This is a genomic window from Bacillus sp. HSf4 (assembly GCF_029537375.1).
GTDB lineage: Bacteria > Bacillota > Bacilli > Bacillales > Bacillaceae > Bacillus > Bacillus sonorensis_A.
In genome coordinates this window covers 2,792,443-2,805,377 of record NZ_CP120679.1, presented here as the reverse complement: position 1 = coordinate 2,805,377, position 12,935 = coordinate 2,792,443, and the positions used below count along the sequence as shown (strand labels likewise).

At 38.6% G+C, this 12,935-nt stretch carries 13 protein-coding genes and 3 pseudogenes; 14 read left to right on the top strand and 2 right to left on the bottom strand.

Going from position 1 to position 12,935, the window contains the following annotated elements:
- Positions 1–33: 33 nt before the first annotated feature.
- The 5 genes and pseudogenes from P3X63_RS14510 to P3X63_RS14490 all read left to right on the top strand — a co-directional run bounded on the left by P3X63_RS14510 (position 34) and on the right by P3X63_RS14490 (position 3,270).
- A complete protein-coding gene (locus tag P3X63_RS14510; protein WP_026587976.1) occupies positions 34–741 on the top strand; it encodes a DUF4352 domain-containing protein in 708 nt (235 codons plus the stop codon).
- 280 nt (positions 742–1,021) lie between these two features.
- Positions 1,022–1,406: pseudogene (locus P3X63_RS14505) on the top strand (GntP family permease); the annotation flags it as partial.
- 176 nt (positions 1,407–1,582) lie between these two features.
- A complete protein-coding gene (locus tag P3X63_RS14500; RefSeq protein WP_026587974.1) occupies positions 1,583–2,428 on the top strand; it encodes a MerR family transcriptional regulator in 846 nt (281 codons plus the stop codon).
- A gap of 82 nt (positions 2,429–2,510) precedes the next feature.
- Positions 2,511–2,675: a hypothetical protein gene (locus P3X63_RS14495; protein ID WP_201278478.1), complete on the top strand. Its 165-nt coding sequence runs from the start codon at positions 2,511–2,513 to the stop codon at positions 2,673–2,675.
- Positions 2,676–2,700: 25 nt separating this feature from the next.
- The gene (locus tag P3X63_RS14490; protein ID WP_277692932.1) at positions 2,701–3,270 is read left to right on the top strand and encodes a flavin reductase family protein; all 570 of its coding nucleotides are present in this window, start codon (positions 2,701–2,703) and stop codon (positions 3,268–3,270) included.
- A gap of 599 nt (positions 3,271–3,869) precedes the next feature.
- Here P3X63_RS14490 and P3X63_RS14485 read toward each other — a convergent pair.
- The gene (locus P3X63_RS14485; RefSeq protein WP_026587972.1) at positions 3,870–4,205 is read right to left on the bottom strand and encodes an MmcQ/YjbR family DNA-binding protein; all 336 of its coding nucleotides are present in this window, start codon (positions 4,203–4,205) and stop codon (positions 3,870–3,872) included.
- Between the two features lie 762 nt (positions 4,206–4,967).
- Here P3X63_RS14485 and yidD point away from each other — a divergent pair.
- The 6 genes and pseudogenes from yidD to P3X63_RS14455 all read left to right on the top strand — a co-directional run bounded on the left by yidD (position 4,968) and on the right by P3X63_RS14455 (position 9,479).
- A pseudogene (gene yidD, locus P3X63_RS14480) lies at positions 4,968–5,192 on the top strand (membrane protein insertion efficiency factor YidD).
- 511 nt (positions 5,193–5,703) lie between these two features.
- Positions 5,704–6,546 (top strand): sialate O-acetylesterase, encoded by an 843-nt coding sequence (locus P3X63_RS14475; RefSeq protein WP_026587971.1) that lies wholly within the window; start codon positions 5,704–5,706, stop codon positions 6,544–6,546.
- Between the two features lie 272 nt (positions 6,547–6,818).
- Positions 6,819–7,157 carry a GNAT family N-acetyltransferase gene (locus P3X63_RS14470; RefSeq protein ID WP_277691176.1) on the top strand — a complete coding sequence of 113 codons (339 nt, stop codon included), beginning with the start codon at positions 6,819–6,821 and terminating at the stop codon, positions 7,155–7,157.
- Between the two features lie 221 nt (positions 7,158–7,378).
- Positions 7,379–8,002 carry a L,D-transpeptidase gene (locus P3X63_RS14465; protein WP_277691175.1) on the top strand — a complete coding sequence of 208 codons (624 nt, stop codon included), beginning with the start codon at positions 7,379–7,381 and terminating at the stop codon, positions 8,000–8,002.
- Positions 8,003–8,246: 244 nt separating this feature from the next.
- Positions 8,247–8,843 carry a class I SAM-dependent methyltransferase gene (locus P3X63_RS14460; protein ID WP_277691174.1) on the top strand — a complete coding sequence of 199 codons (597 nt, stop codon included), beginning with the start codon at positions 8,247–8,249 and terminating at the stop codon, positions 8,841–8,843.
- A gap of 345 nt (positions 8,844–9,188) precedes the next feature.
- On the top strand, positions 9,189–9,479 hold the full coding sequence (locus P3X63_RS14455) for a hypothetical protein (protein ID WP_277691173.1): 291 nt from the start codon (positions 9,189–9,191) through the stop codon (positions 9,477–9,479).
- An 816-nt stretch (positions 9,480–10,295) separates the two neighbouring features.
- Here P3X63_RS14455 and P3X63_RS14450 read toward each other — a convergent pair.
- Positions 10,296–10,470, bottom strand: a pseudogene (locus tag P3X63_RS14450) (sigma factor-like helix-turn-helix DNA-binding protein); the annotation flags it as partial.
- A 228-nt stretch (positions 10,471–10,698) separates the two neighbouring features.
- Between P3X63_RS14450 and P3X63_RS14445 the strand changes: the two are divergent.
- The 3 genes from P3X63_RS14445 (at position 10,699) to thrC (ending at position 12,922) form a co-directional block, all read left to right on the top strand.
- Entirely contained in the window at positions 10,699–11,364 is a 666-nt protein-coding gene (locus tag P3X63_RS14445; protein ID WP_077736378.1) for a helix-turn-helix transcriptional regulator, read from the top strand.
- A gap of 5 nt (positions 11,365–11,369) precedes the next feature.
- Positions 11,370–11,744: a RidA family protein gene (locus P3X63_RS14440; RefSeq protein ID WP_077736379.1), complete on the top strand. Its 375-nt coding sequence runs from the start codon at positions 11,370–11,372 to the stop codon at positions 11,742–11,744.
- 74 nt (positions 11,745–11,818) lie between these two features.
- Positions 11,819–12,922: a threonine synthase gene (gene thrC, locus P3X63_RS14435; protein ID WP_026587965.1), complete on the top strand. Its 1,104-nt coding sequence runs from the start codon at positions 11,819–11,821 to the stop codon at positions 12,920–12,922.
- Positions 12,923–12,935: the final 13 nt, after the last annotated feature.

The window sequence follows — 12,935 nt, the reverse complement described above, 5'->3', positions numbered from 1 at the left end:
ACGGGATCTCTATTTTGAATGGAGGCCATTAAGGTGAGAAAGGCTCTTTTCATCTTTTTTTCGATCATGATGCTTGCCGGCTGCTCATCAAACGCCGGCCATAACAATACAGGCGGCGGCCAAACAGCAGAAGTCAAAACGCAGAACGTTTCAGCTCAAGCAGACAGGCAAATAAATGAGTACCAGCCTAATCCGCAAGTTACAGATGACAGGTCTTTAGAAAAGGTTAATCAAACATTTGCTGATGACAAAGGTGAAGCCGTTTTAAAAGATATCAAAAACGTGAACAAAACATATGACATCGGAGCAATCGAATTAACCGTAAGAAACATGAAGCTGATTCACCTACGTCCGGATTACAGCATGATTGATTATTTTCACGTGTTGACACATGATGAGGAGTTTGATTTCGTTAAGGTTTTCGTTGAAATCAAAAACAAGTCTTCTGAGAAAGTGAATTTTGCACCAATTGCATTACTGAAAACAAACACAGGTGAAACCTTTGATTGGCAAAAGGATATTTACCTTGAGGAGTTAAATGGAGAATTAGAAGGCGGCGCTGCAAAAGCCGGAAACTTAGGTTTTATCGTTAACACAGCAAGCGGACACGGGCATCACAAGGAAGCAGAAGACAACAAGAAGACAAAGGATTTGAAGTGGATCGAGATCACCACGAGTGACGTTTTTGATAAAAACCACAAGAAAATCAGTGATTCGCAAAAAATTAAAATTGAGTTTTAATGACGGCCTCTCGTGTATGTACGGGAGGTTTTTTAGCGGCTTCCGACGAATAAGGGGCTCGAGAGAGGGCTTGGTGACCGGATTGCTTTTATTGCCGTCCCGGGAAGGAGATGAGAAAAGCTCTAAAAAAGAGCTTTCTTTTTTTCCGTAAAAGCGGAAAAATCCGCCTGGCCGGAATCGTTGTTGCTCATGTTCCCTGAAAATATGGGAGGCTGAAATGGAGTTTTGGCAACTGGCACGGAACTTGCACGATAATATGGCGGAAAGGGAGGGGATGTTTGTGGACATGATCATTACTCTTTTGGCGGTGGGGTTGCTGATGTTTTTCGTCTATCGGGGATTTGTCGTCATCTTGTTTGCTCCGATTGGTGCTTTATTTGCTGTGCTGTTGACAGATCCAAGCTTTACACTTCCTTTTTCTAACAGTATTTATGGAAAAGATGGCGGGTTTTTTAAGCTGTACTTTCCGGTATTTCTGCTTGGCGCTATTTTCGGGAAGGTCGTCGAGATTTCCGGTTTGGTTGCGTCGATTGCGAAGACCATTGTCAGGCTGGTCGCTATCGTATTGATGGGTGCGATTTTAACGTAAAGCGGAGTCAGCCTGTTTGATGTCGTCTTTGCTGTATATCCTTTTTACGAAAAATCTGTTCAAAGAAGCCGATATTTCCTGAGCGGCTCATACAATCGTGATGAGACAGGAAAGATCATGTCTTCGTGGATATGTTCAACATAGAACAAAATGAAGATCGTCTTAGACAGTTTTTTTCTCAAGGTCGTTCAGTTAGGATTTTGAAGGTAATCGTATATAGTGGAAGAAAGAATAAAAGAAAGGGTGGGATTGATGAAGGAATATTTTTCAATTGGGGAAACAGCCCGTCTAAATCACATTTCCATTCAAACATTGCGCTATTATGATAAGATCGGAATTTTCAAGCCTCAATGTACAGACCGGGATAATGGCTATCGATATTACCATGTTAAACAGTTCTTTTATTTGGATATTATAAAATATCTCAAATCTATTAAAACGCCTTTGGAAGAAATTAAGCGCATGATCTCATATACATGTACCCCTGAACTGATGCAAACCTTTCTTGAAGAGCAAGAAAGCGTGATTGAGCGTGAAATGGAAAGACTCGAACGTGCCAGGCAATTGCTTCAAAGAAGAAAGAATCAGCTTCACGAACAATTGGAGATACGCACTAAAAAAGAAGAAGGTCTGGTTTATGTTCGGCATATAGAAGGCCAAACCATTTTAAAAGCAGCGACACCTCAAGTGAATCCTCATAATCAATCAGATTGGTATTACCGCAAACTGGCTGAAGTCCTTGAAGAAAGAGGAGATATGGTTGATAACTATTATGGACTGATTTATGATTTAAAGCCTTATAAAAATTCCGGTGATATTTATTGCAACAGTGTTTATACGACGATTTATGATGGAGTAAAGATAGATACAGACGAACAAAATATTGGGATAGATACGATCCCGTCCGGTGAATATGTATGTATTTCATTTGATTGCTCTTCAACAAATTATTTTTCATACTATCAAAAACTGTACCATTTTATTGAATCTCACGGCATTCAAACGGATGGAAAAGTATATCAAGTTTCTTTTCCAAACAGCTATAACTCATTAAAAGAAGAAGACTTCCTCACAGAATTTAGAGTGCTGAAAAAATAACGAACCCCTTGACCCTATAGTTGCTATAGGGTTTATTATTTATGCATCTTCTCGTGAATATTGGAAAGGAAGGATGTGTAAGATGACAGAAAATAAGACGCTTCGGTTACTCACGCCGCAATGGCAAGTCGGAAACAACCCGCCGGGAGTCCATTTGTTAAACTGGCTTGCAGCTAAAACGAACGGTCCATTTGAAGAAGAACATGTCGATGTTGATGCGAGCCTCTCAAATTTTAATAAAAAATGAATCTAAAACAAAAGGAGCGATGAAGATGAGAGCACCGATCGATGAACCAATTTGGTACGCCTACCCCGGCATGGTAGCTGTCGTTACGGCTCAATATAAAGGTGAAAAAAACGCAATGGCCTCCGGGTGGCATACGTATATCGGATCTTCTCCCGGAATGTATGGGGTATCAGTAAACAAAGAGACATATACCTACAAATTGATTGAGAAAAGCGGTGTTTTCGGTGTGAATTTTCTTCCGGGAAGATGTTCGGAACTCATTCAAGCATTAGGCACCCATAGCGGCAGAGATATCAATAAGTTTGCAGCATTTCATATTCAATACGAAGAAGGACGAAGAGCTGAGATACCGATTTTAACTGATGCGTATTTTGCTTATGAGTGTAAAGTACACAGTGTTTCCACTTTAGGGGATCAAGAGTGGATTGTGGGAGAAGTTTTACAGAGATATCAAGATAAAGAGCTTTTCTTAAGAAATGGAATGCCAAATTTAGAGAAACTGGATATTCCGCTTCATATTGGAGGGTCTAGCTATCGCATATTAAATAGTGAAGCAGAGGAACATCAACACGCATTTTATCCCGAAACTAACTGAGACATGCAGGTTCCTCCACATTTATTGTTACATGGCATAAAGCCGCTATGGCTTGGGTGCATCTCACACGGGTCCAAATGAATTCTATCTTCTCAGACAAATGATTCGTAAGAGGAAACATCAAAATAAAACATCAATGATATATGTGTGGATTCTGCTGGAATCCATTGACTATACTAAGCAAAAAAGAGACCCGCAGACCGCAAAGCTTCTTCAAGAAAGCTTTGCGGTCTTTTGATATGTATAAGCCCTCACCATGGAAAGATGCTCCTATCATGTCCTCACAAAATGAAGAGTGCTTGAGCCTATAGTTGTTCACCTACAATCAAAGTGAGGAAAAAGTGTTTGAAGGTGAGTTATCTGTATAATTAAGCGTTAAAAAAACTCCGGCACAGAAGTTTTCATCATGTTTTGAAATGGGCTGACTTTTGAGTTCTTATATGTCAGGGCTCTACAGAGGTATTTTATATAAACACAATGATATACAAAAAGGAACTCATCAGAGGTTCCTTTTCTTTATAAACAACTCGGTCAATCCCTAAGGGGAGTTCATTAATACCTAGAGACGTTATCGATTTAATGCAATAAATAAATGTGTATCAGATACGTGCCTTTGGCTTAGTCAATTCAAAACTATGCTGCACCATATCATGAAGATCATCCTCTGGGAGATCACCATCTAATATGATGGTATTCCAGTGCTCTTTATTCATATGATACCCAGGCTTCACCTCTTTAAATATGCCGCGGAGAAAATGAGCGCGATGAGGTTCACATTTAAGATTTACGCATAAGTGGCCATCAAGATTAAAGATAAGAGCAAACAACTTTTTATTACCGTTGTGACGCATCGCAGTCCATCCTTCACCAAAAGGGTGGTCTTTATAAGTATCTGAATAAGACAGGCAGTACTCGATTATTTCAGCTTTCGTCATAAATAGGACACCTCCATTCTTTGTAAAATTCACATTGTGTAAGAACGGCTGCAAAGAATATGAATATCCAAAAAGATATAGGCTTCTTCTATACAACTTGATCTTAGAGGAATGCCAAGTGTTCCAATTATTCATTATTCCTTTTAGTCCAATCTGAAATTTGTTCTAACCTTTGTTTGAATTTCACTTCAGAGCCTTGTGTTGTCGGGTGATCATATTCACGCACAATCAAGGAATCCGGCATCGCCTGCCTTGTTGTTCAGATATTGCATTGAATTTCTTCATATTATTTTACCACAACCAGTAAATATCTAAACGAGAGCAGACACAGAGGATAGTATAGTGACGAGAGATGAGATGGAGGCTCTTCATTGAAGGTTTCTGCTCAGTGTCCAAAAAATGAACAAAGAAACTGATCTGCTAACATGATCTCCCGCTACTCTTCTTTATTTCCCCGAAAAAGAGATCTTGTCAAGTGAAGAATCTCACGAGAAAAACCACTTTTCTGAATCATGCAGATGTAACGTTCATATCAACAAGAAAAGCTTTTTTTGGTCACAATTTTGACAAAAGCGATAGCTCGTTGGAGTCATGTTATCTTCTATTTTTTATTCTAAACATTTACTTTAACCGATTAATATGGTGACCTGTCGGCTGACGAAAGATCAGCGGCAGTGCCGGGTGCGGATCTGATTGTTACATATTTTGCAAAGGATATAGCAAAATTTCTTCGGGAGGAATCATGAAACGGGCAGCGAAGTATTGATTCGATTCTATCAAAAGGCGATATCACCTCTTTTCCCACCAACTTGCAGATTTTATCCAACATGTTCCAACTACGGTCTTGAAGCGATTCAAAGGTTTGGGTTTATCAAAGGCAGTTATCTGCTCATCAAATGATTACTGAAATGCCACCCTCTTCATCCGGGAGGCTTTGATCCTGTTCCAAGCAAAACAGATAAAAAAAGTGAAGGAAATTCAAATTAAATAGGATTTAACTTTTTTCGAACGTTTTTACTTGCGGGGCAGGCAGGGGAAGTTGACCGCTTTCCTGAAGAATACCTGCACATTCAGGGAAGTAATTGAAAAGCCGCATAAAGATGACCGGGTGTATGTTTCAGCAATACACCCGGTCATCTAATTGTGTATTTTTATACGAGAAATTTCGTTATTTATCAAGACCTAAATCAAAAAAAGTCATAAAAAATAAGGAGTTATACATATTTTACATGACTAATATGTATAACTCCTTTAGTTCTTGTTCAATAATCGCGCCCGATTGTGGAAGATCGTTATTATTAAACTAAAGCCCCCGATAGTTGAATAAGAAAAGCAAAAGAACATGCTATTTCACAAATACATCCACCAAATTTTCAATGTTAGTTTGTTTTTCATACATGCTAATAAAAAAATAAAACCTGTTAAAACTTTACAAGACAAACTGAATTCACTATAGTCTAATTAGACCAAAATATTGATGTAAAGAAGTGAAAATTAGATGATAAAGTCTTTTTTAATGTTGGGGCAGTCGAATATGGCGGGCCGTGGATTTTTGAATGAAGTAGACCCTATCTATAATGAAAAAATAAAAATGCTGCGCAATGGACAGTGGCAGATGATGACAGAGCCGATTAATTACGACCGTCCGGTTTCCGGCGTTGGCCTGGCGGCATCTTTTGCAGATGCATGGTCGAGAGCTCATCCCGATGAAGAAATTGGCTTGATCCCTTGTGCGGAAGGTGGCAGTTCATTGAATGACTGGCATCCGGAAGGCATCCTTTTTCAGCATGCTTTGTCCGAAGCCCGCTTCGCCCTCCGGTCCAGTCAAATTTGTGGAATCCTTTGGCACCAAGGTGAGAGTGACAGTTATCGTTCGCTACATGAAACTTATTACGAGAAATTAACCCTTATTATCGAAACGCTAAGAAACGAGTTGAAACTTGATGAGGTACCGTTGATTATTGGAGGGCTTGGTGACTTTCTTGGGAAGACCGGTTTTGGAAAGCACGCGACCGAATTTCGACAGGTTAATGAACAATTGCTGCGTTTTGCTAATGAACAACAGAATTGTTATTTTGTTACTGCAGCAGGTTTGACTGCGAATCCTGATGGCATTCATTTAGACGCAGCTTCACAACGCAAATTCGGTTACCGCTATTTCGAGGCTTTTTCGAAAAAGTACCATATCCTGAAACCCATTTCGGGAGAGGAGCAATCACTGAAAGTGAATGGTGACTATTCTAAAACAGAACAGATTTACCTTCATAGTATGGATTTGGCTTCGGGTAAAATCACGTACGCGGAATTTGAGGCGCGGGTGGCGAAGGTGATGAAACCATAATTCCCTTACTTATCCTTGGCTTTCTAATCCAAAACCCCGGAGCTCGCTTCGTGGTGCAATGGACATATTGCATTATGGCATTCTGAACACATGCTGTCACATCTCAAAATACCAATAGAAAATTCATTGTTAGAGAGGTGTTCATATGAGTTTACCTCTGGATGATCAACTGCTCATTGATAAAAGAACCGGTATTATTAATGGTTTTCAAAAAATGGATATTGAACCTGTTTTTTGAATGAATGGCTTCCGTGGGTGATGAGGTGAAAAGTGTGAAAGACAGTCAAGAGTTCATTACGTTTGCACAAGAAGAAGCGGAATCCGGATCTTCGCTGCATCTCGACATTTTTGAAAAAGGCCGTTTGGCAGGGAAAGTGTGCTTATATCAAATCAATGACAGAATCAAAACAGCCTCTATTGGCTACTATATAATAAATCGCTTAGAAATAAAAGTGATCAGCCAAAATAAACGAAGCCTCGCTGTACCTCAGAGACTTCGTTTCTCTTATGAGGGCTGTTTGCGAGAAAGCGGAGAATTTCAGGGAAAGCCTGCTGACCAGCTTATAGTTTCGGTGCTAAAAAAGGAATTTCAATCTAAGGAAAGATTTTAGCTAACGTTTAAAAATGACCACGACAACAATTGACTAAAGTGCCGGCAGTGCTTGGATTAAAACGAGTTTTAGAGAAGCATGGAAATGAAGATGCTCCGAGTTTGAATGAAGCCTGAGCTTTTTGAATGGCCTTGTGCTTTGACAAAAAATGATACACTAAGCTACAATCTAAATCGTAATGTTTAAGATTTATATGGGGAAGCAAGGAGGAAAGACTTCATATGAAGCATAAACGGCGAATTGGATTAATATTAGTAGCTTCTGTATCTCTGGTTGGCATGATGGCAGCTTGTTCAAAGTCAAAAGCTGAAATGGAACAGGTGAACGCTGAAGTAAGCAAGCCTGCTGATACGTCATCAACAGAAACATCTAACAATGTAAAAACAAAAATGGAGAAAAAAGAAATCGACTGGACAAAACCTTCAGACGGAAAATACCCTGCCATTAAAAATAAAGATTCTATCTGGATTGATGTGTCTACAAAAAAACAGGAGGCCTACATCAAAGATGGAAGTCAAACAATCTACACGATGAATATTTCCTCAGGTCTTGATCAAACAGAGGATGATTCAACACCAAAGGGTACATATTATGTAGAGCCTGAACGAGGTGAGTGGTTTTTCTCCCCAAAATATCAGGAAGGTGCAGAGTATTGGGTTTCATGGAAAAATCATGGTGAATTCTTATTTCATAGCGTACCATTCACCAAAGATAAGAAGGTCATTGAAAAGGAAGCAAAAAAATTAGGAAAAAAAGCTTCCCATGGATGCATCAGGCTTGCGATTCCAGATGCAAAATGGATTTATGAAAACATACCTGAAAAAACAAAAGTAGTGATCAGCTGATTTGGCTTCGTTTGAAGGCCTTTCAGGCAGGATATTTCATGAGGATGTCTGGGATATTTTCCGTCAGCTTGGCAGTATACCGGTGCGGCTTTTTTTCAACGGGCCGCAAGCTGACAAAATTGTATGGTTTTATATCCTTGCTCAAAAGAGCAAATAGAATCCGCCCATAAGTCCTGAGTGGAGCACCTCAAGCTATAATGACCACGATGTAGCTTTATTTTTAAATAAAAATAGGGAGTGGAATATGGAACATAACGTTTTTGAACAGATGGCAAAACGATATGATACAGAAGAAAGAATTGAAATAGCAAAAGTGATCGTGAATGAAGTAAGACCGGAATTGCGAAATAGTCAATCAAAATCTTTAATCGACTATGGGAGTGGTACTGGTCTCATTAGTTTAGAATTATCAGATTTAGTACACTCTATTTTGTTGGTCGATTCATCAAAACAAATGTTGGAGGTGGCGAAAGCTAAAATTTCTCGCAAAGGAATTGCCAACGCAAAAGTGCTTTATTCAGATTTTACCGAAGAAACTCCTGAACTGAAGGCAGACATCGTTTTAATGTCACTCGTCCTTCTTCATATTCCGGATACGAATAAAATTTTACAAGAATTGTTCGGTGTTTTAAATAATGGCGGCAAGCTCTTGATTATTGATTTTGACAAAAACGATAAAATTCAACATCCGAAAGTTCACAGCGGTTTTTCGCACGAAGAATTGAAAAAAAGATTATCCGATGTTGGATTTAAATCAACTGAAATGAAGACATTCTATCACGGCCATCGTATTTTTATGGATCAAGATGCTTCAATGTTTATATCCAGCAGCATAAAGTGATTTCTTGTTTTTTAAAATGACATAGAGGAAGCCGGAAAATGAAATCTGGCTTCCTCTTGCTGATTTCATTGAGTATTAGAGGTTATCCGTGTAAGTGATGATACAATCAGCAGCGTATTTTGGTTATCGAAATGAGGATAAAAGCTTCTGTGAGAAAATATAAATGTAGAATAGGATATTAAAAAAATAAGATCATTTTTTTCTAAAAGATCGCAGAAAGAAGCATGGGATTTTTATCAATGTATTTTTTTAAATGCTCCTAATTTTTGATATTGCGAGGATTTTCTTAATTATGTTAGCATGGCAATGAAATACCAATTGAAATGCAAAATTAGGATTGAATGGTTGAATGTTAAAAAATGCTTTTTTCTGATTCTTATACTTGCAATAACGACTTTTTCGGGTCCGTTTATTGCTAAAGCTACATCATCAAAAACCGTCAGTGATTTATGGAGCGATAAAGACTTCGAAGCGGCTGAATTAATAATGAAACACCTACATACATATGTTGATGACAATGGTAAAAAGTTAATGAAAGTTGTTGATAAAAAAGCTTTAGATAAGGGGCTTGCTGAATTAGAATATTCGATGACTGCCTCTGAATTGGAAGGTTATATTCATAACTTTAATGAATGAATTGGGAAAGATGGCGCTGTATCTGATTTTACAAATGATGTTTCTAGTGACTTAGCCGAAATTACAAAAGATGGGGCTAGCGAAATAAGGATCAACAGTGTTATCACATGTAGTAATGTACTAGGGGCTATTGGTTTGATTCATTCTGGTTCTTATACCGCCGCCGCTCTTGCTCTTGGGATTTCAGGCGGGCTTTCAGCCTCGATTCCATTTATCATATCCACTGCATATTATTTAGGAAGCACCCTGTGTTAAAAATGTGTAATTTTTAAAAGGGTTGAGAGATAATGAATTATTTTAGAAAATTTTACTTTTCGTATATTTTTCTTGGAATAACAATCATATTATTTTCCCGGGCATTCATAGGCGATGAGAATGGATTTTATTTAACGTTCATTTTCTTATTTCTTGCCAATTTCACTTGTTTTGCTACCGAGTATCTATTGATTAAACATTTTGAGGAGAAAAAACAAGTAATCTTTCGTAAGCGAAGTGAATTTCTTCAACATAGCCAAGTTCGCAAAGGATATGTAGTGTTTATAGGAAGTCAAATTTTTACAACGTTAGTTATTTTCTTTGTGTTTAAATTAGTTTTTTAAATGTTGAATCAAGTATGTTAAACGTGCAAAAGAAAGGGGCTGTAGTATAGCCTCTTTTATGTTCATTGCATAAAAAACCATCCAAGAGCTTTAAGTCTTATTCATTCATTATTTTCTTATTAAGTCGTGAAGCAGTCTTAATGCATCAACGTATTTCCATGAAGAACGAAAGATTCCATACGTACTTAATATAAGTAGCTTCATATTTTCTTATTTGTCACTTCCGCTTCTCCTTCTTCGCCCGATAAAACTCGTGAAACATCTTCAGCAGTGCACGCTTCTCAGGTCCGGACACTACTCTGCGAAATTCCGAGAGCCTTTGCAATTTCCCGCTGCTGCGTTTTCTCTTTCTTCAAATCAAGGCCGAAGCGGCCGACGATGTATTCTCTCTCGCCAGAGGATATCGATGCACGACAACAATTGTTCAGTGGTTTATTTATAGCTTAAAATATAGCCCATTTTGTGGCCCAAAAAAGGTGCAAATAAGTGTAATGAATGATCAATCCCTTGTATAAAAAAATATATTTTTGTTTCATTTTTGTATAAAAAATTATATAATGAATCCATGAATGAAATCACTTGAGATAAATGCAGGTAAATGAAAGTTAGGTGTTCAGGTTTTGACTGAAGCAAAACAGATTTTAAAAAGTTACATACCATTTGCAAAAACGATAGGGGAAATGTTTGGTCCAAATTGTGAGGTCGTCATTCACGATTTGACAACACCACAGTCTTCCGTCATTTTCACAATCAACAATCATGTAACAGGAAGAGAGGTTGGCCAATCCTTTGACCACTTAGTGAAAAAGGTTCTTTTATCCAATGAATTTAAAGAGGATTACTTAGCTGGATATGAAATTCAAACAGATGATGGGAGAACAATAAAATCATCGACTACCCTCATTAGAGATGGCCAACAGCAGGTGATTGGGGCTTTTTGCACCAACTATGACATGAATGTAATGATTCAAATGAAAGAAATGTTAGATGCATTTATGCCTGGTGTTGAAAAGAAAAATCAAATACAAACTTCGAATACGGCGGAACAGGAAGCTTCGATTCAGAATGTAGAAGAGATCACGAACCAGTTAATTGAACAAATTGTAGCGAACCGCAAACACTCTATGATGAAACGCCGGGAAAAAATCGAGCTGATCAGATTTATGGATGAAAAGGGGATATTCCTCATGAAAGGTGCCATTGATAAAGTAGCAGAACAATTAGGCATTTCAAAGGTCACAGTCTACAGCTATTTGGATGAAGTGAAAAAAAGACAATCGGAGTGAGCGAAGTGGAGAGTATTTTTGAGGCAGGCAATTTAAAATCGAACGGTCATTATGCGTTAGCTGTGGTTCATCAAAACACGGTCTATGTATCAGGGCAATTTGCCATTGATCCAATCACGCAGGAAAAGAAATTTGGCACCATTGAAGAAGAGACTTTACAGGCATTGTCAAATATAGCGTATATCTTAAAAAAAGCCGGTAGTCATAAAGGCAAAATTGTAAAGATGACCCTATATCTACACGATATCAATTTATTAGACCGTGTTGACAATGTCTGTCAGGGTTTTTTTCACAATTATCGCCCAGCACGGTCAGTTGTTCCGACGAACGAGCTGCATTACGGTTTTCAGGTTGAAATTGAAGCAATCGCCAGTCTGTAATATATTTTTTTGTCTAAAGCATATAAAAAAATATATAACATATAAAAAAATATATAATAGGAGGTCTAAAAATAATGGAACAGTATCAATGTCATTCCTGCCGTACGAAATACAATGTGTCTGAACAGGTGTGGAAATGCCAGTGTGGCGGAGTGTTAGACCTTGTAAAAGAAAAAGTAGAATGGTCCGATTCAAAAGTGCTCAAGGATATGCCTTCTATGTGGAGATATATTGATGCTATGCCATTTGATCGCGACTCCGACATATGGCGCGGTATCACGATGGGGGAGGGATACACGCCTTTCATCGTGTTAGACAGCGGGGAGCCGAATACTTTTGTGAAAGTGGACTATATGATGCCTACTTTGTCTTTTAAAGATCGCGGTGCGGCTGTATTAATAGCTAAGGCAAAGCAGCTGGGAGTGAAGCATGTGATCGCCGACAGCAGCGGAAATGCAGGGACATCTATTGCAGCTTATGCCAAGCGGGCTGACATCGCATGTGACATCTTTCTTCGAAAGGGTACATCGCCTAAGAAAATCGCGCAGGTGAAAGCGCATGGAGCCAACGTTCGCGAAATTGAAGGCACAAGAGAAGATGTGGCTGAAGCAGCGCAAAAGGCTGTGGATATAGAGAAAAAATTCTATGCCAGTCACGTTTTTAATCCATATTTCTATGAAGGAACAAAAACGTATGCCTTTGAGATTTGGGAACAAATGAATGGAGCGCCGGATACGCTTATTATTCCAGTTGGCAATGGTACGTTATTACTTGGGGTTTACTATGGATTTAAAGAGTTACTAGAGAACAAATGTATAGACAAAATGCCAAGGCTGGTTGCGATACAGGCAGAGAATTGTGCGCCGTTGGCAAAGGCATTTATCAACAATCAACAAGCTGCTGAACCCGTCGAAAACAGCGGAACACTTGCAGAGGGCATCGCGATTGCCAAACCGGCAAGATCTGCTCAAATATTAGAAGCCATCCGTGCCACAAACGGTCAAATCATTACAACCAATGAGGAAGAGATTCTAAAAGCTCGTACAGCATTAGCAAGTAAAGGCTTTTATGTTGAGCCAACAACAGCGGCTAACTATGCAGGATATTTAAAATACAGTCATTCTTCTGATGAAAAAATCGTGATTCCATTATGCGGGGCTGGGATTAAATCTAATTAGGAACTAAGAGAGA